This window comes from Frigoribacterium sp. PhB24, assembly GCF_003755185.1.
Taxonomy (GTDB): domain Bacteria; phylum Actinomycetota; class Actinomycetes; order Actinomycetales; family Microbacteriaceae; genus Frigoribacterium.
In genome coordinates, this window is record NZ_RKIC01000012.1 from 90,328 (window position 1) to 112,905 (window position 22,578).

21 protein-coding genes are annotated in these 22,578 nt (G+C 73.0%); 10 read left to right on the top strand and 11 right to left on the bottom strand.

Annotation, left to right across the window (positions count from 1 at the left end; genetic code table 11):
- Positions 1–97: 97 nt before the first annotated feature.
- Both EDF50_RS10360 and EDF50_RS10365 read right to left on the bottom strand, forming a co-directional pair.
- On the bottom strand, positions 98–772 hold the full coding sequence (locus tag EDF50_RS10360; RefSeq protein ID WP_123519490.1) for an SDR family oxidoreductase: 675 nt from the start codon (positions 770–772) through the stop codon (positions 98–100).
- Positions 773–788: 16 nt separating this feature from the next.
- Positions 789–1,118 carry a DUF3140 domain-containing protein gene (locus EDF50_RS10365; protein ID WP_123519491.1) on the bottom strand — a complete coding sequence of 110 codons (330 nt, stop codon included), beginning with the start codon at positions 1,116–1,118 and terminating at the stop codon, positions 789–791.
- 54 nt (positions 1,119–1,172) lie between these two features.
- Here EDF50_RS10365 and EDF50_RS10370 point away from each other — a divergent pair, with 54 nt between their 5' ends.
- The gene (locus EDF50_RS10370; protein ID WP_123519492.1) at positions 1,173–2,213 is read left to right on the top strand and encodes a glycosyl hydrolase family 18 protein; all 1,041 of its coding nucleotides are present in this window, start codon (positions 1,173–1,175) and stop codon (positions 2,211–2,213) included.
- 123 nt (positions 2,214–2,336) lie between these two features.
- Here EDF50_RS10370 and EDF50_RS10375 read toward each other — a convergent pair whose 3' ends face one another.
- Positions 2,337–2,780, bottom strand: a complete 444-nt coding sequence (locus tag EDF50_RS10375; protein WP_123519493.1) for a hypothetical protein — start codon at positions 2,778–2,780, stop codon at positions 2,337–2,339.
- A 178-nt stretch (positions 2,781–2,958) separates the two neighbouring features.
- On the opposite strand from EDF50_RS10375, the gene EDF50_RS10380 reads away from it, so the two are divergent.
- The 5 genes from EDF50_RS10380 to EDF50_RS10400 all read left to right on the top strand — a co-directional run bounded on the left by EDF50_RS10380 (position 2,959) and on the right by EDF50_RS10400 (position 9,912).
- Complete coding sequence (locus EDF50_RS10380; protein ID WP_123519494.1) at positions 2,959–3,555, top strand: hypothetical protein; 597 nt, start codon at positions 2,959–2,961, stop codon at positions 3,553–3,555.
- A gap of 85 nt (positions 3,556–3,640) precedes the next feature.
- Positions 3,641–4,531 carry a hypothetical protein gene (locus tag EDF50_RS10385; RefSeq protein WP_123519495.1) on the top strand — a complete coding sequence of 297 codons (891 nt, stop codon included), beginning with the start codon at positions 3,641–3,643 and terminating at the stop codon, positions 4,529–4,531.
- A 412-nt stretch (positions 4,532–4,943) separates the two neighbouring features.
- Positions 4,944–6,977 (top strand): glycosyltransferase, encoded by a 2,034-nt coding sequence (locus tag EDF50_RS10390; protein WP_233570549.1) that lies wholly within the window; start codon positions 4,944–4,946, stop codon positions 6,975–6,977.
- Positions 6,974–7,705, top strand: coding sequence for an HlyD family efflux transporter periplasmic adaptor subunit (locus EDF50_RS10395; protein WP_123519497.1), 732 nt, complete (start codon positions 6,974–6,976; stop codon positions 7,703–7,705). The genes EDF50_RS10390 and EDF50_RS10395 overlap by 4 nt, the downstream gene beginning before the upstream one ends.
- 158 nt (positions 7,706–7,863) lie before the next feature.
- Complete coding sequence (locus EDF50_RS10400) at positions 7,864–9,912, top strand: glycosyl hydrolase (RefSeq protein ID WP_123519498.1); 2,049 nt, start codon at positions 7,864–7,866, stop codon at positions 9,910–9,912.
- A gap of 57 nt (positions 9,913–9,969) precedes the next feature.
- Here the strand turns inward: EDF50_RS10400 and EDF50_RS17060 are convergent, their stop codons facing one another.
- Complete coding sequence (locus EDF50_RS17060; protein WP_123519499.1) at positions 9,970–11,610, bottom strand: PQQ-binding-like beta-propeller repeat protein; 1,641 nt, start codon at positions 11,608–11,610, stop codon at positions 9,970–9,972.
- 246 nt (positions 11,611–11,856) lie between these two features.
- Here EDF50_RS17060 and EDF50_RS16660 point away from each other — a divergent pair, with 246 nt between their 5' ends.
- Both EDF50_RS16660 and EDF50_RS10410 read left to right on the top strand, forming a co-directional pair.
- On the top strand, positions 11,857–12,012 hold the full coding sequence (locus tag EDF50_RS16660; protein WP_158612687.1) for a hypothetical protein: 156 nt from the start codon (positions 11,857–11,859) through the stop codon (positions 12,010–12,012).
- 4 nt (positions 12,013–12,016) lie between these two features.
- Positions 12,017–12,481 carry an N-acetyltransferase gene (locus tag EDF50_RS10410; RefSeq protein WP_123519500.1) on the top strand — a complete coding sequence of 155 codons (465 nt, stop codon included), beginning with the start codon at positions 12,017–12,019 and terminating at the stop codon, positions 12,479–12,481.
- Between the two features lie 10 nt (positions 12,482–12,491).
- Here the strand turns inward: EDF50_RS10410 and EDF50_RS10415 are convergent, their stop codons facing one another.
- From EDF50_RS10415 to EDF50_RS10435, 5 genes are all read right to left on the bottom strand, one after another.
- Positions 12,492–13,160: a response regulator transcription factor gene (locus EDF50_RS10415; RefSeq protein ID WP_123519501.1), complete on the bottom strand. Its 669-nt coding sequence runs from the start codon at positions 13,158–13,160 to the stop codon at positions 12,492–12,494.
- Positions 13,157–14,434: a sensor histidine kinase gene (locus tag EDF50_RS10420; RefSeq protein WP_158612688.1), complete on the bottom strand. Its 1,278-nt coding sequence runs from the start codon at positions 14,432–14,434 to the stop codon at positions 13,157–13,159. Before EDF50_RS10420 ends, EDF50_RS10415 begins: the two co-directional genes overlap by 4 nt.
- 10 nt (positions 14,435–14,444) lie before the next feature.
- A complete protein-coding gene (locus tag EDF50_RS10425; protein WP_123519503.1) occupies positions 14,445–15,620 on the bottom strand; it encodes an amidoligase family protein in 1,176 nt (391 codons plus the stop codon).
- A gap of 95 nt (positions 15,621–15,715) precedes the next feature.
- Positions 15,716–16,471 (bottom strand): hypothetical protein, encoded by a 756-nt coding sequence (locus tag EDF50_RS10430; protein WP_148076816.1) that lies wholly within the window; start codon positions 16,469–16,471, stop codon positions 15,716–15,718.
- Positions 16,472–16,676: 205 nt separating this feature from the next.
- A complete protein-coding gene (locus tag EDF50_RS10435) occupies positions 16,677–17,186 on the bottom strand; it encodes a MarR family winged helix-turn-helix transcriptional regulator (RefSeq protein ID WP_123519505.1) in 510 nt (169 codons plus the stop codon).
- A gap of 101 nt (positions 17,187–17,287) precedes the next feature.
- On the opposite strand from EDF50_RS10435, the gene EDF50_RS10440 reads away from it, so the two are divergent.
- On the top strand, positions 17,288–18,088 hold the full coding sequence (locus EDF50_RS10440; protein ID WP_123519506.1) for an SDR family NAD(P)-dependent oxidoreductase: 801 nt from the start codon (positions 17,288–17,290) through the stop codon (positions 18,086–18,088).
- Positions 18,089–18,230: 142 nt separating this feature from the next.
- Here EDF50_RS10440 and EDF50_RS10445 read toward each other — a convergent pair whose 3' ends face one another.
- Positions 18,231–20,033 carry a PQQ-binding-like beta-propeller repeat protein gene (locus EDF50_RS10445; RefSeq protein WP_158612689.1) on the bottom strand — a complete coding sequence of 601 codons (1,803 nt, stop codon included), beginning with the start codon at positions 20,031–20,033 and terminating at the stop codon, positions 18,231–18,233.
- 124 nt (positions 20,034–20,157) lie between these two features.
- Between EDF50_RS10445 and EDF50_RS10450 the strand changes: the two genes are divergently transcribed.
- Entirely contained in the window at positions 20,158–21,705 is a 1,548-nt protein-coding gene (locus tag EDF50_RS10450; RefSeq protein WP_123519508.1) for an APC family permease, read from the top strand.
- Between the two features lie 112 nt (positions 21,706–21,817).
- Here EDF50_RS10450 and EDF50_RS10455 read toward each other — a convergent pair whose 3' ends face one another.
- Positions 21,818–22,504, bottom strand: a complete 687-nt coding sequence (locus EDF50_RS10455; RefSeq protein WP_123519692.1) for a peroxiredoxin-like family protein — start codon at positions 22,502–22,504, stop codon at positions 21,818–21,820.
- Positions 22,505–22,578 lie beyond the last annotated feature (74 nt).

Genomic DNA, 22,578 nt, shown 5'->3' on the forward strand with positions numbered 1-22,578 from the left:
GTCACGACGTGCCGCTCACCTTCGAAGATGAGTGGCACGTCGTGACATCTCGATAGGGCGGGGGAGGCGCGACCCACGCCTCTCGGAGGCCCGTGGGTCAGGCGCGGCGGGTGGGGCGCACCGACACGACCTCGGCGGTCGCCCCGTGCGGCAGGTCCACCACGAGCCGAACGGCGTCGGCGACGGACTGCGGCTCGAGGTAGAGCGAGGTGTCGTACGTGCCGCCCTCGGCCGCGACCAGCTCGTGCTGCATGTCGGTGTCGACGCGGCCCGGGTGCACCGAGCTGACCCGCACGCCGTGCGGGCGTTCCTCGTCACGGAGGGCGTCGGTCAGCGCCCGCAGCGCGAACTTGCTCGCCGCATAGGTGCTGCCGTTCGGCCCGGCCGTGAACCCCGAGCCGCTGTTGATCGCGACGACCGTGCCCTGGGCCGCCCGCAGCGCGGGCAGGAGCTGACGGGTCACCTCGGCGACGGCGAAGACGTTCACCTCGAACACGCGCCGCCAATCGTCACGCGAGGTGTCGGCGACGGCCCGGCCACCGATCACACCGGCGGCGTGCACCAGCACGTCGAGCTCGTCGAGGTCGGGCACCGCGAGGGCAGGGCCCGAGAGATCGGCGACCCACGCCGTCGCGGACGGGAGGTCGGCGGCGATCGCCCGCAGCGCCTCCTCGTCCCGGCCGTGGACGATGACGTGGTGGGTGCGGGCGAGGTCGCGGACGACGGCGAGGCCGATGCCCCGCGAGCCCCCGGTGACGAGTGCGGTCTTCATCGCTTCAGTCTGCCGGTCAGGCGAGCGGGTCGTGTCCCCAGTTCATCAGCGACCAGCGCCACCTCGTGTCGGTGACGTCGCCCGAGGGGCGCTGCTTCGAGTGGCGGGCGACGTATCCGTGCACCTTCTCCATGTGCTGCCAGTCGGCGTCGGTCAGGTCGGCCTTCTTCTTCTCGAGGATGCGCACGATGTGTCGGCCGCTCTCGTGCCCGACGGACTCGCCGCCGTCCTTCTGCCCCACCTCGCGCGACTCGTCGGTGTCGAGCCAGTCGCGCAGCGTCGAGGCCGTCATGTTCACGTCGTCGTCGAACTGTTCCCAGGTCTGCTGCCGGTCGTCGTCTGCCATGGGACGAGCCAAGCACGCGCCGCACCGCACCGCCGGATCGGCGATGATGGCACGGTGCGCACCCTGACCACCGGCACCGCCGCCCTGCTGCTCGCCGCCTCGCTCACGGTCACGCTGACCTCGTGCTCGGCCGACGGCAACAATCCGACGGTCGCCCCGCAGGCGAAGATCCCCGCCGGGCTCGCCGTCGAGGGGTACGCCATCGCCTCGCCCGACGCGACGTCGGCGGCCGTCGAAGCCTTCGACCGCAGCGAGGCGGCGATCGACACCGTCGGCGTCTCGGGTGTCGCGATCACGACCGGAGGGGGCGGCGTCGCCCCGAGCGACGAGTCCGCCAACTCCCTGCGCGAGGCCGCGCAGTCGGCCGGCAAGAAGGCCGAGCTGCTCGTCGTCAACGCCGGGCAGGACGGGTTCAGCAGTGAGCTCGCGACCCGGCTGCTGTCGAACCGGGCCAACCGCGAGCTCGTCGTGTCGGGTCTCACCGGCGAGGTGGTCAACGGCGGCTGGGACGGCGTGCAGATCGACTTCGAGTCGCTCTCGGCCGAGGACGCCCCGGGGCTGGTCGACTTCGCCGCCGAGCTGCGCGACGCCCTGCCCGACGACGCCACGATCTCGATGGCCGTCCAGCCCAGCACCGACGCGGCGGGGTACGAAGACCTCGGTTACGACCTGGCCGCCCTGTCCGACTCCGTCGACCGCTTCGTGCTCATGGCCTACGACCAGCACGGCACCGGCTTCAGCGAGCCCGGGCCCGTCGGGGGCCTGCCCTGGGTCGGCGAGGTACTCGACGCGGCGCTCGAGCTCGCCCCCGCCGACCGCCTCGACCTCGGCGTGGCGGGGTACGGCTACCGCTGGACGGGCGAGGGGACCGCAGGAGGTGCGGTGTCGGTCGCCGAGGCCCGCACCGGGGCGCGGTCCACGGGTTCATGGGACGCCGAGCAGGCCGAGTACACGGCGTCGCCCGACGACGGATCGACCCTCTGGTGGTCGGACGGTCGCTCCATCACGGCCCGAGCCGACCTGGCCGCGTCGAAGGGCCTGCACGGGGTCGCCATCTGGCAGCTGACGACGGGCGACCCGATCCGCCGCGGCTGACGCCCGGGTGGTGGTCCTTGCCAGCGGCTCTTCCGGTACCTGTCGGATCGTCGGGAGCAGGAGGGACGGGTGTCGGATTCGATGATCCGGTACGTACCGGATCAGCGCGAGAGAGGGCAGCCCTTACGGCGTGACGATGCCGATCGGGCCGGTCAGCTCGGGGATCTCGCGGTCGCTGAGCAACCAGCGCTCGCCACGACCGGTGACCAGGAAAGCCAGCGGGCCCGGGCGGCAGACGACGAGCGCCCCGCCCTCTTGGTGCAGCACGCCGTCGAGCGCGCCGCCGAGGTCGCGGTCGTCCTCGGAGCCCGAGGCCGACAGGACGGCGCAGCGGCCCTCGGCGCCCATGGCCTGCAACAGTCGGCGCATGCCCTCGGGGTCGCTGCGGTCGGGGCCGAGCGGGTGGGCGACGGCCATGTCGACCCAGTCGACCGAGCCGGTCAGGTCGGCGAGGGCCTGCTCTTCGGGCCCGGCCGGGTCGACGGCGAGGTCGTGGACGGACTGCTTGCGATCGGGCGCGGCGAAGGCCTCGAGCGCGGTGATGACGGAAGGGGGGAGCGACGCCACGGGTGTTCTCCTGTCGAGGGGTTCCACCCATCCTCCCACCCGGGGTGCCCTCACAGGTCCGTCCACAGGCGGAACAGCGAGCGCGCGCCCGGTCGAGCCGTCGCACTACGCTGCCGGAGAGCCGCCCCACGCGCGACCACGACCCGACCAGCCCACCCACGACGACGACGGAGACACCGTGAGCGACGCCCCCGGCCAGCAGCCCTGGCAGCAGCCCCAGCACCCGCAGCAGCCCCAGCAGCAGCACCCGCACCAGCCCCAGCAGCAGCCCTACCCCGGCCCCGGCGGGTACTCCGACCCCCTCAAGGGCACCAACCCCGGCGTCAGCACCTCGACCCCCTTCGTCTGGGTGCTCGTCGTGCTGCCGCTCGTACAACTGATCGGCCTGGCCTTCTGGGACATCCCCGACTACCTCGAGCGCACCGCCACGATCACGCCGGGCGTCTACCAGTCGCCGTTCACGGCGGGCTACCTGGCCTACATGGGCATCGGCCTGCTCGTCTACGTGCTCACGGTCGTCTTCGCCTGGCTCGACCACCGGGCCCTGGTCGCGCGGGGCATCGTCAAGCCCTTCCCGTGGCCGTGGGCCTTCCTCACGGTCGTCTACGTCATCGGCCGTTCGGTCGTCGTGAAGCGCCGCACCGGTGGCGGGCTCGCCCCGCTCTGGCTCTTCGTCGCCGTGTACCTGATCACGATCGTCGTCGCGTTCTCGGTCTTCATCTCGGCGTTCGCCCAGTTCGTGCAGACCATGCCGTCGCTCCCGACGGCGCCGTAGTCGGCGACGCGAGGCGCAGGAGGCGCGGGTCGACCGAGCTGGCCGGCTCGCGCCTCCTGGGTCCCCCTGCTGCGAGGATGGACCCGTGACCTCCTCCACCGCACCCCGCCTCGGTCTGCTGCTCGACGTCGACGGCCCGATCGCCAGCCCCGTGACCCGCAGCATCGCGCTGCCCGAGATCACCCGTGACCTCGTCGCGCTCGCCGCGCTCGGCATCCCGATCGTGTTCAACACCGGACGGTCGGACGCCTTCATCCGCGACGAGGTCGTCCGCCCGCTGCTCGCGGCCGGACTGCCCGCGGGGTCACGCGTGCACGGCGTCTGCGAGAAGGGAGCCGTCTGGTTCACGATCGGCCCCGAGCACGGCCCCGACGGCATCGGCCCGATCGAGGTCGACTCGTCGCTCGCCATGCCCGCCGACTTCGGCGCCGAGATGCAGGCGCTCGTCGCCGACGAGTTCTCCGACCTGGTCTTCTACGACACGACCAAGCACGCCATGGTCTCGATCGAGCAGCTCACCAGCGTCGAGTCGTCGACCTACCTCGCCCGGCAACGCGACCTCGACGAGAAGGCGATGCAGGCGCTGGTCCGCCGTGGGTTCGGCGTGCGCCGTCTCGACGACGTCCGGCCCGACGCGTCCGGCGACGTGCAGTGGCGCGTCGACCCGACGATCATCTCGACCGACATCGAGTCGGTCCGGCTCGGTAAAGACCTGGGTGCCGAGCGGGCTCTCGAGCTGCTCGCCGCCGACGGCGAGCCCCCGCTCGCCTGGCGCACGGTCGGCGACTCGCGGAGCGACTACGCCATGGCCGACTGGCTGCACGCGCAGGGCCACCCGGTCGCCCACGTCGACGTCCGGCCCGCCGACGGCGTCCCCGCGACGCCGTACCCGGTCCTGACGAGTGCCGCGGGCGCGATCCACGACGAGGCCGGCGCCGAGTTCCTCGCCGGATGGCTGGCCGACCTGACCGCCTGAGCCGGGGACACGCCCGACGTGCCCCCCCGGACGGGGTGAGACGGGTGAGCGTCAGCCCCCAACGGGTGTCACCTGCCCGCTGTCCAGGCGGGCTGTGACCCTTTCGAGGGGGCCTACCCCCCGAACGGGTGTCGTCGAACGGCCCGAACGGCCCTGTACTGTTTCGACACGTCCCCGGTACGGTCCCCCGAAAGGCCCACACCGGAGACCAGCCCGTCGATCGAGTGGCCCGAACCATTCGCAGTCGACGGACCCGAATCGGGAGTCCCTAGCTCCCACCCGGCCACCGCTCACCCCGGTGCGTCACCTCGAAGTCGCCGCTGTCGCCGACGCCCCTCCGGACGTCCGTCGGCACTTCCCCCCGCCGCCGGCGTCCGGTCGTCTCTCAGACCCGAACCCGGAGAGAACACGCATGTCCCGAACCATGCGCGTCCGCGACAGCGACGCCGAAACCCGACCCGACACCGGACCCGCCCTCGACGTGGCACCTCGCTCGCGCAGCGAACTGAGGCGCCTGGCACACCACGACGAGGCGCGCCGGCCGCGCGCACGCCCCTCGACCCGCCAGACGAGCGACCACCACGCGTCGGTCGTCTCGCGCACCGAGGGGCGTGCCCACTCGCCGTTCATGGTGTTGCTGGTGCTCGCCTGCACCATGGGCATCCTGCTCTACGGCCAGTTCCTGTTGAACCCCGCCAACCGCGGTGACCTGCTGCCCTACGTCGCGGTGATCATCGCCGAGGCCGTCCTGGTACTGCAGGCCCTGCTGGCCATGTGGACGATCCTCTCGGGCGGCCAGAACCCCCGCGACTTCGACTTCCACTCGACGCAGGACACCCTGTACGACGAGGACGCCATCGACCGGCTCGGCGTGCGCGACCAGCCGCACCTGTGGCCGATCGTCGTCGACGGGAAGACCGTGGTCGTGGACGTCTTCGTCACGGTCTACGGCGAGGAGCTGTCGAAGATCGCGATGACGGTCCAGGCCGCCGTCGCGATGCAGGGCGCCCACCGCACCTGGGTGCTGGACGACGGTCGCAGCGACGAGGTCAAGGAGCTCGCCGCGACGCTCGGTGCCCGGTACATCCGCCGACTGACCAGCAACGGCGCCAAGGCGGGCAACGTCAACTACGCGCTGTCGGTGGCCAAGGGCGACTACTTCGCCATCTTCGACGCGGACTTCGTGCCCAAGCCGATGTTCCTGCACGAGACCGTGCCGTTCTTCATCGACGAGAAGGTCGCCTTCGTCCAGACCCCGCAGTCGTACGGCAACCTCGTCAGCATCGTCAGCCGCGGCGCCGGCTACATGCAGGCCGTCTTCTACCGGTACATCCAGCCCGGTCGCAACCGGTTCAACGCCGCGTTCTGCGTGGGCACCAACGTGATCTTCCGCCGCGCGGCGATCGACGAGGTCGGCGGCATCGACACCGACTCGAAGTCCGAGGACGTCTGGACGAGCCTGTTCCTGCACGAGGCCGGCTGGCGGTCGATCTACATCCCGATGACGCTCGCGATCGGCGACGCCCCCGAGACCATCGAGGCGTACAGCAAGCAGCAGTTGCGCTGGGCGACCGGCGGCTTCGAGATCCTCTTCCGGCACAACCCGTTGAGTCCTCGCCGCACCCTGACGATGGACCAGCGCTTCCAGTACACGCTGACGGCGACCCACTACCTGACCGGCATCGCCCCGTTGCTGCTGATCATGGTGCCGCCGATGGAGATCTTCTTCGACCTGCGTCCGATGAACCTGCACATCTCGGTGCTCCAGTGGCTGCTCTTCTACTCGGGCTTCTACCTGCTGCAGATCGCGCTGGCGTTCTTCACCCTCGGATCGTTCCGCTGGGAGGTGCTCATGCTCGCCTCCGTCTCGTTCCCGATCTACGTCAAGGCCCTCTGGAACGTCCTGAGCGGCAAGGACACCGCGTGGCACGTGACCGGCGGCGGCAAGGCGGCGAGTCCGTTCAACGTGCTCGTCCCCCAGGTGCTGTTCTGGCTCTTCCTGACGCTCACCTCCCTCGTGGCGATCTGGCGCGACTGGGACAACCGCGTGCTCACCCTCGCCACGGTCTGGAACCTCATCAACACCGCCGTGCTGTCCGCGTTCCTGCTGGCGGCCCTGCGTGAGGCCAAGGCGATCAAGCGTGCCTCCCGTTCGGGCTCGAGCGCCCGCACGACGATGGCCGGCACCGTGACGACCGGTCCCGTCGCCACCCAGGAGCTGCGGACCCAGGTCGCCCGCCCCCTGCCCCGGAGCCACGACGAGTTCCTCGAGCTCTCGGCGGAGCAGCGTGCCGAGCAACGGCGCCGCGACGACGAACGGCGTCACCTGCTCGAAGCCGAGCTGGCGGTGGTCGACGACCGCCACGCCGACCAGACGGGCCACGACGACCCGGCCACCCGACCCGACCGACACGACACGAACGACCGAGAGAAGGTGGTCTCATGACCTGGGGAAACAGGATCAAGATGACCGTGGGCATCCTCGTGGTGATCGCCCTCGTGGCCGTCTTCACCGTGATCTTCACACAGCGGCAGGCACAGGTCATCAGCACCAGCGCCGCCATCGCGAGCCAGGACTTCACGGTCGGCACGGACTACAGCGGCACGGTGACGTCCGCCGACGCCGAGGTCGGCGACCGGGTCTCGAAGGGCGACGTCCTCTTCTCGCTGCAGAGCCCTTCGTTGCAGAAGGACCTCGCGGACGACGTGGTCGTCCCCGACACGGACGCCTACACGGTGGCCGACGACGGCACGATCACCTTCATGGCCACCGTCGACGGCACGCTCTCGCAGCTCGACGTCCGTGAGGGCGGGTTCTTGGGGTCGGGCACGACCGTCGCGACCATCGAGAAGGCCGGCACGCTCTTCGTGGACGCCGACTTCACGCTCACCCCCCGCGACTACGAGCGCATCCAGGACGGCGCGACCGTCGACGTCATGCTGCCGAACCAGGTGGTCGTCGAGGGCAGCGTCGACCTGGTCAGCGTCGAGACCAAGGACGGCGCGGCCGCGGCCACCGTCCGCGTCGTCAGCGACGGGCTGAGCGAGGGGTCGTACAACGGTCTCGTCGCGAGCGGCACGCCGGTCGAGGCGACCATGCACCTCCGTGACGACGGCATCCTCGCCGGGCCGGTCGACACCATGCAGGACTTCCTGCGCCAGATCGGGGTCTGACGATCCTCGGTGCAGCGAGAGAGACGACGGGTCGGCTCGACCGACGGGATCGTTCGGGATCACCGATCGGTTCCGGGTCGGCCCGTCACCCCCAGGAGGCGCGGGTCGAGGCCCGACCCGCCCCGCGCCTCCTGACCCTCCGGCGCCTCGTCGCCGGCGTGGCCCTCGGCACGGCCGGCGTGCTCGTGCTGGCCGGCTGCACCGGCGGCTCGGCCACGGACGGCGACGGGGACACCACGGGTCGCCCCGACGCCGGGGGCGACGTGTTCCCGGCCTCGCAGGTCGACCCGCTGGTCGCCGCCCTGCCTCAGGAGTCGGTCGGCCCCGTGCCGGCGATGCGCCTCGCCGACGGGCTCGTCCCGCCGACGAACACCTGGTTCTCGGGGCTCGTCTTCGGTGACGAGCCGATGCCGGTCTTCCCGTTCCCGATCTCGTTCCAGCTGACCGCCGACGGTCTCGCCGCGGGGCTCCCCGCGCCGGTGGCCTCCGAGAAGGCCGTCGTCGCCCCCGCGCGGTCGGACGTGACCCTCGACGTCGGCGCGACGGCCACCGAGGTCAGCGCCTACGACAAGGTCTCGGTGACCGTCGCCCACCTCGACGGCGGCACGGTGCTCGGCCACACGACCGTCGCCGAAGGGTCGCCTCTCGTGTCGTACACGGCCGCGACCGCGCAGACCGACACCCTCGGGGCCGCCGTGCAGACCGTCGGCGACGGCCGGGGCACGCTCACCGTCGGCGACACCACCTGGGGCGTCGCCGTCACGGGCGGGAGCCTCGACGGTACGGCCGTCCGGCTCGACGAGGGCGGCTCGGTCGTGCTCGTGCCGATGCCCGACCAGGCGACCGGCGACCAGGTGCGGACGCTGCTCGACGCGGCCGCCTCGCCGCTGGTGTCGGTGACCACCGCGCACCGCGCCTCCGGGTCCGGTTCGACGGCCGTGTCGACCACCGAGCTCGGGTACGAGACGGCCGCCGGGGGAGACACCCTGCTCGTGTCGGCACCCCACATGGGCGACTCGGCCGCCGACGGCGGCACCGGGCTGAGCTACGAGACCGTCTACGGCACCGTGCCCCTGTCGACCGGTTCGGCCTTGTCGTTCGACGCGCCCGTCACGACGGCCTCCGCGGCCCTCGACCTCTCGGGTCTGAGCGACGACGAGAAGGATCGGCTCGGCGACCAGGTCGTCGCCGACGTCGCCGCGACCGAGGCGCCCGCGGCCGACACCTACTTCGGCGGCAAGGCGCTCTACCGTTCGGCCATGCTGCTGCAGCTCGCCGAGCAGCTCGGCGACGACGCGTCGGCCGACACCCTGCGCGCCTCCCTCGTCGACCGGCTCGACACCTGGACCGACCCCTCGGGTTGCACGGTGCGCGACCAGGAGTGCTTCGTGTACGACCCCGCCGTGAAGGGCGTCGTCGGCAAGGTGGCCTCGTTCGGTTCGGACGAGTTCAACGACCACTACTTCCACTACGGCTACTTCCTCTACGCCGCCGGCGTGGTCGCCGCCGACGACCCCGAGCTGGCCGAACGTTGGCGACCGGTCATGGACCTGCTCGCCGCCGACATCGCCTCGGGTGCCGACAACCAGGCGTTCCCCGACCAGCGGGCGTTCGACCCGTACTGGTCGCACAGCTGGGCCTCGGGCTACTCGCCGTTCGCCGACGGCAACAACCAGGAGTCCTCGTCCGAGGCGGTCAACGCCTACGCCGGCCTGTCGCTCTGGGCAGCGGCCTCGGGCGACGACGCGCTGGCCGGCCAGGCCTCGTGGATGCTGAGCAGCGAGGCGTCGTCGGCCCTCGCGTACATGCTGTCGCCCGACCTGAGCGCCCCGCAGCTCGCCGGGTACGACCACGAGATCGTGTCGCTGACCTGGGGCGGCAAGCGCGACTACGGCACCTGGTTCTCGGCCGAGCCGTCGGCCATCGCGGGCATCCAGCTGATCCCGCTCAACCCGACCTCGGTCTCGTACCTGACGTCGTCGGCGGCGGGCGGTGCCGAGCGCATCGCTGCCGTCGTCGCCGAGGCGAGCGCGTCCGGCTTCGACACGCCCCTGGGCGACTACGTGCTGATGTACTCGGCGTTGCAGGGCCCCGACGCCGCCGCCGAGGCCCTGACGGCGCTCGCCGACCTGCCCGAGACGGGCATCGACGACGGCAACTCGCGGGCCTACGCGATGGCGTACGTCATGAGCGCCGGGGCGCGGTAGCGCGGGCGCGGGCGCGGGCGCGGGGGCGGGCGCGGGGGCGGGCCGCGGCGTGCCGCGTCAGCCGACGACGCGCACCCGGTCGACCAGACGCTGCACGCTGCCGTCGGGGCGGTTCGCCACGAGCGCGCCGCCCCAGAAGCCGAGCTGGTCGCGCTCGGCGTCGAGCCGCCAGAGGCGGTGGCCGTCGGCCAGGTCGAAGGCGGTGACCGTCGACGTGCGGCCGCTCGAGGTGGTCGTGGCGTAGCCGGTGGTGCGGCCGACGAGCGCGATCTCCGACTCACCCGGCACCACGGCCCGGGCCACCTCGTCACCGGACCCCGCGTCGAGCAGGCGGACGGTGCGCTCGCCCGCCTCGTCCGACGTGAGGGCGCCCGAGGCCGCCGCCGCGCCTCCTGGTTCGAAGGTCTGGGCGAAGACGAGCGCCCCCCGGCCGCCGGCGGGGTCGGTGGTGACCCGTGCCAGGCCGTGGCGGCGGTCGCGGGGCGGGGTGGTCCAGAGCTCGGCTCCCGTGCGGCGGTCGACGCAGACCACCCCGGGCGTCGTCGAGAAGACGACGCAGTCGCCGGTCGTCTGCACGCCGCGGTCCTGGCGGAAGCCGTGCCGCCAGAGCTCGCGTCCGTCGAGCGAGAGAGCGACGACGGTGCCGTCGGTGTCACCCGTCGAGGTCGGGATCGCCGGGTCGAGACCGACCATGACGAGGTCGCCGTCGACGACGAGTGACGTGGCGGTCGGCAGGTCGGGCCCCCAGGCGCCGGTCTCGCCCGTGCGCCCGTCGACCGCGGTGACGACACCGCCGTCGAGGACGAGCAGGCCGTCGGGGGTCAGGGCCTCGTCCTGGCTGCCGGTGGTGTCGCCCGTCCACACGGGGGTGTCGAGGTCGTCGGCGTCGAAGAGCGAGAACTCACCCGTCCCGGGTTCGGAGTCGTAGTAGACCCGCGAGTCCTGGTACGAGAACTGGGGGTCGCTCGAGACGAGGGCCCAGGAGGCGGTGGCGTCGGTCAGTCGGGCGCGCCCGTTCGGCGAGGTGGTCACGTCGGTCAGCTCGCCGGTGCCGAGGTCGAGGCGGGCGTACGACGAGGCGAAACCGTCGCCGCCGAAGCCCAGCGTCGAGACGAGGGTCGTGTCGGTGGCCCCGTCGGCGGGCCAGACCTGCACGAATCCGCTGCCGGCGTCGAGCTCGGTGCCCAGGTCGATCCACCAGCGGACGGTGCCGGTGACGGGGTCGACGCGTGCGAGCCGGCTGACGGTCTGGGCGGTGCTGCCGAAGCCGCCGTCGAAGCGGCAGTCGGTGTCGACGTCGGTGGCCGAGCTCGTGCCGGTGTCGTCGTCGCCCTCGGCCCCGCTGGCGCTGACGAGGACGTCGCCGCCGAGCCGGTCGGGGCCCACCGCGGGCTCGGCCTGCCAGAGCAGGCAGCGACCCCGATCCGCCGGCACGCCGACGTCGGCGGGCGTGAGCGTCCACGAGTCGGGGACGGGCTCGTGCCGCAGGTCGTCGCCGACGACACCGTCGAGGGTGGCGGCGGACGAGTAGCGCGGGGCCTCGACCAGGCCGACGGTGGTGACGAGCGCCGCGGCGACGACGACCGCGGCGATCACGAGCGTGAGGCGGCGAGGGCCGGAGGTGCGGTGCCAGACGGCGAGTCCGCTGCGGCGGGCGCGCGCGAGCGGCTGGTCGCTCGGTCGGGCGTCGTCCGTCACCCGGCCATGCTACGAGCCGGGTGCGTGGCCGGGCCGTGAGCGGTCCCGCGGTCGCGACCCGCGCCTCCGGGGCTTCCGGGGTCGGCCGTTAGGCTGGTGCGGGCCGTCCGGCCCCGGCTGCCGGTGCCTGACGGTTCCGTCTGACGGCCCTGCCCGCCGTCCGCCGCTCGCCCGCCCGCCCCCTGAAGGAGCCGTGCCATCGAAGCCGTCGTCATCTCGATCCTCGCCCTGGCGATCGTCGTGCTCGTGGTGATCCAGGTGATCTACCGGCGCCGCGTGCTGCAGCGCCGTGAGGCCGCCGGTCAGCGGGTCGTCGGTCGTGGCACCTACGTCGTGTTCGGCGTGATGGCGGCGTTCTTCCTCTTCGCGGTGTTCGTGTTCCCGCTGCTGGTGCGGGGGTAGCGACATGCGCCCCGGTGCGGCGGCCGACCTGGACGCGTGCCTGGCGCTCTGGGTCGCGGCGTGCGCGGCGCGCGACGGGCAGGCGTTCGCCGGGGTCGCCGAGCGGGCCCGGCCGAAGTTCGACGCGGGCGTCGTCTGGCTGGTCGCGGACGGCGTCGACGGGGCCGACGGCTTCGTGCTCGCGACGCGCCCCGGCAGCGGCCTGCCCGGCGACCCGGCCGACGCCCCGGTGCTCGGCCTGTTGGCGACCAGGCCCGGTGCGCAGGCGCAGGGGCTGGGGCGTGCCCTGCTGAGGGAGGCGACCCGGCGGCTGAGCTCGCTCGGTCACGAGCGTGCCGTGTTGCACGGGCTCCTCGACAACGTCGCGGCGGTCCGCCTCTACGAGGGCGAGGGGTGGGTGGCCGCGGGCGAACCGTACGACCACTCGCTGCTGAAGCGGCCCACGCAGCGGTTCGAACGGGTGCTCTGAACGGAGCGGATCAGCCGCCCTCGGGGCGGGCGAAGCCCGAGCGGAACGCGAAGACGGCCGCCTGGACTCGGGTGCGGCTGTCGGTCTTGGCCAGCAGGCTCGAGATATGGCTCTTGACGGTGGCCGTGCTCACGAAGAGCTCTCGGGCGATGTCGACGTTGCTGAGACCCCGGGCCACGGCGTCGAGGACGTCCCGCTCGCGATCGCTCAGCGAGTCGAGGGCTGCACGATGGCGGTCCGCGTCCGGCGACGCGGGGGCCGGGGCGACGCGCTGCTCGATGAGGGCGCGCGTCATGGCCGGGTCGATCAGCGAGTCTCCCCGTGCCGCCGACCGCACCGCCGCGGCGATGAGGTCGGGCCCGGAGTCCTTGAGGAGAAAGCCCGAGGCGCCGGCCGCGATCCCGTCGAACAGGTGCTCGTCGTCGTCGAAGGTCGTGATGAGCACCACGGCGCAGCCGATCTCCGGCACGATGCGCCGGGTGGCCGAGATGCCGTCGAGCCGGGGCATCCGGATGTCCATCACGACGACGTCGGGTCTCAGGGCGAGGGCGTCGACGACGGCGTCCTCACCGTCGGCGCTCTGACCGACGACGTCCACGTCCGGTTCGGCGTCGAGCATCGTGGCGAGCCCTGCCCGGGCGATGGCCTGGTCGTCGACCACCAGGACCCGAAGCGTCACGCCGCCCGCCCAGCGCTCGACGCCGACGCCGCAGCCACAACCGTCGTGGCCGGCAGCTCGGCGCGGACCCGCCAACCGGTCCCGTCGGGGCCCGGCCCCGTGGTCAGCGAACCGCCGGCCGCGCGGACCCGATCGCGCATGGACGGTATGCCGGCCCCGCCCCGGGGCACGTCGGGGAACCGCTCGCGGGCGGGACCGGGGTCGGTCACCGTGACGACCGTCGCGCCGGACGTGTCGTCGAGCGTGACGTGCACCCGGTGGGCCGACGAGTGCAGCATCGCGTTCGTCAGGCCCTCGCGCACCACGGCCAGGACCGTGACGCGACGCTCGGTCGGCAGATCGTCGCCGAGGTGCACCATGCTCTCGACCTCGTAGCCGAGCGACGTCAGGCGGCCGGTCATCAGGGCCAGTTCGTCGACGACCGAGGTCGTCCCGGCGGCCTCGGCGGGTGCTGCCCGGAGCACGCGCAGCACTCCGCGGATGCGCCCCAGGACGTCCTGCCCGCCGGCGGCGATGTCCCGCATGGCGGGGGCCAGCTGCTCGGGGTGGTCGTCGGCCACCCGGAGGGCGGCCTGCGCCCTGATGACCAGGGCGGCGACGTGGTGGCCGACCTCGTCGTGCACGTCCCGGGCGATGCGGGTGCGTTCGTGTTCCGAGATACGTGCGACCTCGCCCGCCCGCAGCACGAGCAGCTCGCGGTTCGTCCTCGCGAGCTCGGTCGTGGCCTCGCGCTGCCGACGGAGCAGGACGGCGACCGTCACCACGATGCCGCAGGCCAGGAGTCGGCCGAGCACGACGGAGCGGTCCTGCCCCGCGTCCGACAGCAGCACCTGCGAGAGCGGCACCCCCTGGACACCGGCCGCGGCGACGTCACGCCACGGCAGGACGACGAGCACGGAGAGGGTGACGAAGGTCGCCCCGGTGGCGAGGACCGGCCCGCGTCCCGAGATGGTCAGGAAGACGACGACGGCGAGCGGCACGAGCGCCTCGGGCGGCCCGAGGTAGAGACCGTACAGCGCCGGGGGGAGGGGCGCGAGGGTCGTGTAGGCCGTGAATGCGGTGACGACGACCAGCGTCTCGACGGGCCAGCGGTGGAGGGTCGCACACGCGACCAGCGCCACGACGCCGAGGTAGAGGTACCCGGGGAGCGCCTGCGGGTACCACTCGAGTCGGAGGGCGACGGCGAGCCCGCCGAAGTAGGCGGCCCCGACGAGTGCCAGCACGACGAGTCGCGTGCGCCCCCGGTCGGTCGTCGCGGTCCCGTTCGTCTGCACGGCCTCCACGCTAACGCCGACCCCGTGCCGTGGCCTCGGCCGAAAGGACCAATCCGGCGGGGTCCGCCGCCCGGGCGAGTTCGAGCAGCTCGACCTCGGCCCCGTGCGCGTTCGCGTTCGTCGGGCGGGGCACGGGCTCCGCCTCGAGGCAGCGGGCCAGCAGGCGTTCGACCAGGCCCGCGCGACGCGTGAGGTCCGCGGCGTCGAGGGTGCCCGGCAGGATACGGACCTCGACGGTGTCCCGCACGGGCCGGTCGGTCACCAGGGCGGTCAGGTTCACGTCGGCGTACTTCGTCAGCCCGGTCGCCGCCGCGGCCGCCTGCAGCTGGGACCAGTCGTCGACCTGCCCCGTGCCCCGCGGGTCCGTGCTGCCGACGAGCTCGACCAGGGCGGACGGAAGCGGTGCCAGGCGCGTGCACGCGGGGTTCGTCCCGAGCACGGCCCGCAGGGGGTCGTGCCACCACGAGAACAGGCGCACCAGGTTGGAGAAGGCGGCGACCGATCGGAACGGGGCGCCGTCGAGGTGCAGGTGCACGGCCGCCTCGACCGGCACCATGAAGCCGAGCTCGCGGGCCGGGCCGAGCAGGCGCTCGAGGCAGGTCTCGTGGTCGGCGACGAGCGGCGGCGTGACGATCTCGCACGGTCGCTCTCGTCCCGCCGCCAGCGCGGAGGCCAGGGCGATGCTCGAGCCCGCTCCGTCGCGCAGGCGTCGCACGGTGCCGACCGTCTCGACCGTGCTGCCGAAGAGCGCGGCCGCTTCGTCGAGGGCGCGGTCGAAGGGCGTGTCGGGCGACGAGTGTCGGGCCACGAGACGCAGGAGGCGCGGGTCGTCGGAGAGCACCCGGTACGACCGGTCGTCGGTCGGGACCGCCTCGGCGGGGCGCGCGTGCGTCGACGGCCCCACCCGCGCCTCCTCGTGGTCGCGGCGGAGGTCGTCGACGAGCGTGACGTCGTCGACGAGCTCGGCGACCGGCCGGCCGCGGGCGTCGGAGACGACGTAGCCCGGCGTCAGGTGCCAGAAGTGCCCCATGCCCGGCACGAGTGACGGCTCGGAGTCGGTGTGGAAGGTCCGGGTGACGTGGCCGTCGAGGTCGCCCGCGAGACGGTCCGCCAGGGTGCGACGGCTCGACCCGGGCGGGGCGATCAGCTCGATCTCGAAGCCGATGCGGGAGTGGAGGGTCGTCATGGGGCTTCCCTGTCGGGTGCGGGTGCGGGTGCGGGTGCGGGTGCGGGTGCCGCCGGCGGGCGACCCGTCCGGGCCGCCCGTCGGCGGTGCGGGGGTCAGAGGGGCAGGTCGTCCCCGGCCAGCAGGGCCGCACCGGCACGGACCATGGCCGACCGGGTGTCGCTCTGCCACAGGCCGGCGAGCTGCGCCGCTTCGGCGTCGCCGTAGCCGACGAGGCCGAAGGCGCGGGCGTCCTGGTCGTCGGTGTACGAGGTCGGCGCGGCCGGCACCTGCTCGTGGGCGAGCAGCAGGCCGCCGACCTTGGCCTTGGCCGTCGAGACGTCGTCGCTGCCCCAGGCGACGGCCAGTCCGAGGGCCTGGGTGAAGTCCTGCGCGAACGTCCCCTCGGTGCCCGCGGCGAAGAAGGCCGCGCTGCGTTGTTCGTCGGTGTAGGTCGCCGTCGTGGCCGCGCCCGGTTCGAAGGGCAGTGCCGTGCCGGCCGTCAGCGCTGCCCCGGCTTTGCCCTTCGCCGTCGTCGTGTCGAGCCCCCAGACGACCGCCAGGTTGAGGGCGTCGTCGGCGTACGGGGAGGCGGCGAACGCCGCCAGGTCGGCAGCGGTGTACGTGACCTTCGGCACGCTGGCCGTCGTGGGCTCCGACGCCGCCTGGGCGGCGGGGGAGCTGCCCGGGGCCGCGAGGACGCCGAGTGCTCCGAGCCCGGCGACCGAGCCCGCGAGAGCGCAGGTGACCACCGCGGTCGCCGCCACCCGGCGGAACGCGGAACCGGTCGAGCGGCGCGGGGCGCCGGCACGGTCGGTGCCGAGGCCCTTGGTCGTCGTGGTCGCGTCGTGGAAGTCGTTCGTGTCGTTCATGTCGTTCTCCTCGTTCGGTCGGTCGGCCGGGGTGACGGGGTCCGCCACGTCGTGACCACGGCCGACGCTAGGAGGCGCCGACGCCGGGCGACAAGGGTTCGCGACGAGGTCTGGCCGGTCGACGGCGGACGGTGGCCGTCGGGACGAGTCCGGCGTGGCCGGCCCTCCTCCGAAGGGATGGTCTGCGGGCCGAGCACCCGCGTGGTCACCGGGTGCGACCGTCGGTCGGACGCCAGAGCGGAGCGGGGTCGACGGCCTCCGAGACGCGCCGGGCGGCGACGCCGAGCTGACGCGCCTGGGCCGCGGTGAGGCTGTCGAAGACGAGCCTCCGCACGAGGGACTGGTGCCCGGGGGTCGCCCGCTCGACCTGCGCGTGACCTTCGCCGGTCAGCACGGCCAGGGTGAACCGGCCGTCGGACGGGTCGACGACGCGGCGGACCCAGCCCTTGGCCTCGAGTCGCGTGACGGCACGGGACAGGCGCGAGAGGGTGCAGCTCGCGTAGCCGGCGAGGGTGCTGAGCCGCAGCGTGCGCTCGGGAGCGCCGTCGAGAGCGGTCAGCACACCGTGCTCGAAGTGCGTCACGTCGCCATCGCGCTGCAGCTGGGCGTCGAGCGCAGCCGGCAGTCGCTCGAGCAGGGTCGCGACGGCAGCCCAGACGTCGAGCTGTTCGTCCGTCAGTGCGGGGGGCGCGGGAGGCGCGGGGGGCGTGGACACGGCTCGAGGCTACGGCACGCCCGCCGCTCGGTCGACTTGCCCGAGCAAGCGTCGCCGCCTAGGTTGACTTGCTCAAGCAAGTCACATCAGCAGGAGGAACCATGGATCTTCGTCTCGACGGCACGACAGCCCTCGTCACCGGCTCGACCCAGGGCATCGGCCGCGCCGTCGCGTCGGTGCTTGCGGCCGAAGGGGCCCACGTGATCGTGAACGGCCGGGACGAGGCGCGGGTGGCCGCCGCCGTCGACCGTCTGCGCGCCGACCACCCGGGCGGCGCCGTCGAGGGATTCGCGGCCGACCTCGCCGAGCCCGCCGAGCTGGCCCGGCTGTTCGACGCGCTCGACGACCGGGGTGGCGTCGACGTGCTCGTGAACAACGTCGGCCTCTTCGGCCTGGACACTTTCGGGTCGGCGACCGACGACGACTGGGCCAGGTACCTCGAGGTGAACCTGATGAGCGGCGTGCGCCTGTCGAGGCACCTGCTCGGCGGCATGCTCGACCGAGGCCGGGGGCGCATCGTCTTCGTCGGCAGCGAGTCCGGGGTCGACGTCCCGGCCGACATGATCCCCTACGGCGTGACCAAGGCCGCGACGATCGCCCTCGCCAACGGGCTCGCCAAGCTGACGCGGGGCACGGGCGTGACGGTCAACACCGTGCTCGGCGGGCCCACCTGGTCGGACGGCGTCGCCGCGGCCGCCGCCGGTGTCGCGACCGCCCAGGGCGTCCCCGTCGAGCAGCTGAAGGAGGCGCTGGTCGCCCGACGGGGGACGTCCCTGCTGCAGCGCTTCATCGACCCCGACGAGATCGCCTCGCTGGTCGCCTACCTGGTGAGTCCGCGGGCGTCGGCGACCAACGGTGCCGCGCTCCGCGCCGACGGTGGGGTGCTGACCGGCATGCTGTGATCCCGGGGCGGGCGGGCACCGCGCCTCCTCGTCCGCTGCCGGTCGTCGTCCACCGCACAGCGCCACGTCCTGGACACGACACCATGACTAGTCGTGGTGTCGTGCCCACCTCGTGGTGTCGTGCCCGATGCGCGGCCCGGCGTCACCCGCGGTCGGCCACCGCCGTCGGGTCGTCGAGGCGGCGGACGACGCCGTCCTGCCCCGTGACCACGAGGTGCGGACCCCAGAAGCCGATGTCGAGCGCGTCGGTGGGCGAGGTCCGCCAGAGCTCGCGGTGGCTGTGCCCGTCGAAGGCGACGACGGACGACCGGCCGTCGACGCCGAACACCAACTGGTAGACGGTCGTGCGGCCCCGGGCCAGCGGCGCCGAATACCCCGGCATGGTCGCCGTGAAGGCCACGTGCCCGTCGTCGGCGTCGAAGGTCGTGACGGTCGAGGTCTCGTCCCCGAAGGCGCTCGAGGGCGAGACGGACACCTGCACCTGGTCGAACGCCGAGTCGGGCAGGGGATTCCAGCCGGACTGCACGGTCTGCCCGCTGCGGACCGGCACGGTCGTCGTCCACCGGCTCTCGCCGGTCGAGGGCGACAGGCAGGTCACCGAGACCCGCCCGCCGGGGTCGTCCTGGCCGTCGTCGTCGCCCGCACCCCTCGGCCCCTCGACCACGGGGTCGCCGCTCCGGGCGGTGGCCGTGACGGTGACGCAGCGGTCCGACACGATCAGCGAGGCGTCCCCCGGGATGTCGGTCGACCAGTCGATCGCTCCGGGGTCGTCCTGCGAGAACGCGACGAGGCGTTGACCGTCCACCGCCGCGAACGCGACGAGCACGTGGTCGCCGGCCTTCTCGGGCCAGCCGTAGGCGTCGTCGTCGATCGGCACGGGGTGCACGGCGCCGGTCGCGGCGTCGATCACCCGAGACCCGTCACCCGCCGTCGTCAGCACGTACAGCTCGTCGTCGAACAGGGTCACGGTCGCCTGGGACGGCTCGTCCCCGCGCCACGACACGGTGTCGAGGTCGTCGAGCGGGTGCAGTTCGAACCGGGTCAGGTCGTCGTCGTCGGTCGTCGGGCCCGTGCCGTCGGCCCCGAACCGCGACCGCGGCTGGTGCGAGACGAGGACGCTCGACGACGAGAGGCCCTCGATGCGCGTGACCTCTTCGGCGTCGCTCGACTCGACGGTCGCCGAGCGGTCGGTGACCTCGCCGGTGTCGAGGTCGAGCCGCGCGAGGGTCGAGCCGGTGTCGACCTCGACGGTCAGGGTCCCGGCACGGCCGTCGTCGTCGGGCGTCACCGACACCGAGCGGACCGCCCGGCCGAGGGCCGTGGCCACGTTCGCGCTCCAGATCACGTCGCCGGTCTCGCCGTCGACCCGGACGAGGCGCCCGCCCGACCCGCCGCACCGGTCGGACAGCTCGGCCGACTGGGCGGACATGATCGCGTCGTCACCGACCCCGCCGACCCGCAGGTAGTAGGTGCATCCGGCGGGCGTGCCCGGTGTCGACGCGGCGCTCAGGTCGGTCCGCCAGACGGTCGTCGTCGGTTCGCCGCGCAGGTCGTCGACCAGCATCGCGGGTCGCGCCGGGGCGTCGTACCGCGGCTGCATCGCGAGGCCCGCGCCGACGACGAGCGCGGTCACCGCGGCGACCGCGCCGACCGTCAGCCCCAGGCGGCGAGCCCGGGAGGCGCGGGCCCAGACCCGGCGCAGCGCACCACCGGTCCGGCCTCCGAACGTCCGCAGCGGGGACGGCCCCGCGCGCCTCCCTGCTCCGGTCGACTCCACCCCGTCCGACTCGTCGCGAGCGTCGGCGTCGGCGTCGGCGTCGGCGTCGGCGGAGGGGCCACCGGGGCGACCGGGCAGCGTGGTGGGGGACCCGGAGGAGCCGCCCCGCGCCTCCCAGGCTGCCGACGGGCGCCCGGGGCGCTCGGGCTGCCACGACCGTCCGTTCACATCGTCCCTCCCGCCCGCCATGCTACGAGACGCGGCCGGTCCGCCGGTATGCTGGCGCGTCGTCCCCCCGGCTGGGGCCGCGCGCCCACCAGCCCACCCCGCCCGCACCACCCCAGGAGGCAGCATGAGCACCGTCCCCAAGTCCCGGGGTCTCAGCACCCTGTGGCGCACCAAGTCGGTCGAATCGTCACTGGCCGACTCGACGGGGCCCGAGAACGGGCTGAAGCGCTCGCTCGGCGTCACCGACCTGACCCTCATGGGCATCGCCGTCGCGGTCGGCGCCGGCATCTTCTCGGTCGGCGCCAACGCCGCCGCGAACTTCGCGGGCCCGGGCGTCACGCTGTCGTTCATCCTCGCGGCGGTCACCTGCGGCCTCGCGATCATGTGTTACGCCGAGTTCGCCTCGACCATCCCGGTCGCGGGCAGCGCGTACACGTTCACCTACGCCACTCTCGGCGAGTTCCTGGCCTGGATCATCGGGTGGGACCTCATCCTCGAGACCCTCACCGGCGCGGCCGTGCTCGCCAAGTACTGGGGCATCTACCTCAGCACGGTGTTCGCGGGCTTCGGCCTCGACGTGCCCGACACCCTGTCGATCGGCCCGCTCGAGCTGAGCTGGGCGCCGTTCGTCATCGTCGCCTTCTTCACCGTGCTGCTCGTGCTCGGCACCCAGCTCAGCTCGCGGGTCGGCAGCGTCTTCACCGTGATCAAGGTGGCGATCGTGCTGTTCGTCATCGTGGTCGGCTTCTTCTTCGTCAAGGCGTCGAACTACACGCCGTTCGTCCCCGAGTCGCAGCCCCGCCCGGCCGGTGAGGGCGACGTCTGGACGCAGTCGCTCTTCTCGTTCGTCTCGGGCGCCGAGCCCGCGCAGTACGGCGTCTTCGGACTGCTCGCCGGCGCCTCGCTCGTCTTCTTCGCCTTCATCGGTTTCGACGTCGTCGCCACGAGCGCCGAAGAGGTCAAGGACCCGCAGAAGACCATGCCCCGCGGCATCTTCCTCGGCCTGGGCATCGTCACCGTGCTCTACGTGCTCGTCTCGATCGTGCTCACCGGCATGGTCTCGTACCGCGACCTCGCCGCCGTCGAGGCCCCGACCCTCGCCACCGCCTTCGACCTGGTCGGAGTCGGCTGGGCGGCCCAGGTCATCGCGATCGGGGCCCTGATCGGCCTCACCACGGTCATCATGGTGCTGCTGCTCGGCCTGGCCCGCATCGTCTTCTCGATGGCCCGCGACGGCCTGCTGCCCCGCTGGCTCGCCAAGACCTCGGCCACCCGCAAGACCCCGGTGCGCGTGCAGGTCATCGCCGGCGTGCTCGTCGCCCTCATCGCCGGGTTCACCGATGTCGGCGTCCTCGAAGAGATGATCAACATCGGCACCCTGTCGGCCTTCGTCCTGGTCAGCATCGGCGTCATCGTGCTGCGTCGCACGCGACCCGACCTGCCCCGTGCGTTCCGGGTGCCGCTGTCGCCCGTGCTGCCGATCCTCGCGGCCGTGCTCTGCGTCTGGTTGATGTTCAACCTGACGACGCTCACCTGGGCACGGTTCGCCGTCTGGCTCGTGATCGGCGTCGTCGTGTACTTCGCCTACGGGCGTCGGCACTCGCGGGTCGGGCTCGGCGAGGACGCCGCCGCCCCGGCACCCGCCGTCGACGCCGGTGGCCGGCCGCACTGAGCGGCATCGCCGATCGACGAAGAACCCCGTTCCGGACGATGAACCCCGAATCCTGGGGATTCACCGTCCGGAACGGGGTTCTTCGCGGCGGGCCCGGGGTGGCCGGTGCCGGTCAGGAGGCGGGGGGCGTGTCGAGCGCGTCGACGGCGGCGACGACCTCGTCGACCTCGGTGCGGGTCGTGTAGTCGACGTGGACGTCGGCGAAGACGACCTTGCCGTCGCGGTCGACGACGAGGACGGTCGGGAACGGCACGTCGGCGGTCGCGTCGGCGTTGCTGTCGGCGACGTCGAAGCCGAGGTCGGAGTGCACGGCGCGGGCGGCCGCGACCGGCTCGGTCTGGATGCCGAGGGCCCTGACGAGCACGTTGCCCGGGTCGGACAGGACGGGGAACTCGAGCCCGCCGTTCTCGACGGACTGCTCGCTGCCCTCGGGGGTCTGCGGGCTGATCGCGACCAGGGCGACGCCGCGATCGCGCAGCGCGGGCAGCAGGTCGGCCTGGTAGGTCTTGAGCGTCAGGTTGCAGTAGGGGCACCAGGCGCCGCGGTAGAAGACCAGGACGGCCGGGCGCTCGCCGACGGTCTCGGACAGCGAGACCTCGTCACCGGCGGTCGTCACGAGCGTCGCGTCCACGATGGTGTCGCCCACCCGGACGGCGGCCGCGGGGACACCCGCGTCACGCAGACCCGACTGCTCGTCGTCGAAGACCTTCGTGGCACCTTCGCCGATCTCGGCGTTGAAGCCTTCGTTGAACTCGGTCACCTGGTCGGCGATGCGGGTGGGGGAGTCGGCGTTCGACATGGAGGTCCTCTCGACCGGGGCGGGACTGACCGGGTTCGGGCCGGTCATCTCGATCGAGGGTAGGCGGATCGCGC